The 305-nt window shown below is 65.6% G+C and carries 1 protein-coding gene; it reads left to right on the top strand.

What is annotated here, in order from left to right:
• Positions 1 to 305 (top strand): FAD-dependent oxidoreductase (locus tag AC3A6X_RS36445; protein ID WP_487846725.1); only part of this gene is annotated, 305 nt, incomplete at both ends.

Below are 305 nucleotides of genomic sequence, written 5' to 3' on the forward strand. Positions count from 1 at the left end.
AAGAACGTGATCCGCAAGTACATCCCCGGCTTCGAGAATGCCTTTGTGATCGACTCGTCGCCGACGGTCGGCGTGCGCGAAACACGCCGGGTGCGCGGCCCCTACGTGCTGCCGCAGGAGGATCTGGTCGCACAACGCACATTCGACGACAGCGTGATCCGCGTCTGGCGACACATGGCAGCAGGGCGCGACTGGCACAAGGCCGAGGGCGGCGAGGGCGCGCCGAACGACGCCGTCTACCGCACTGTGACCACCGACCTGACGTGGTTCGAAATCCCCTGGCGCGTGTTCACGCCGAACAAGGT

Source organism: Variovorax sp. Soil_C_12 (assembly GCF_057657375.1).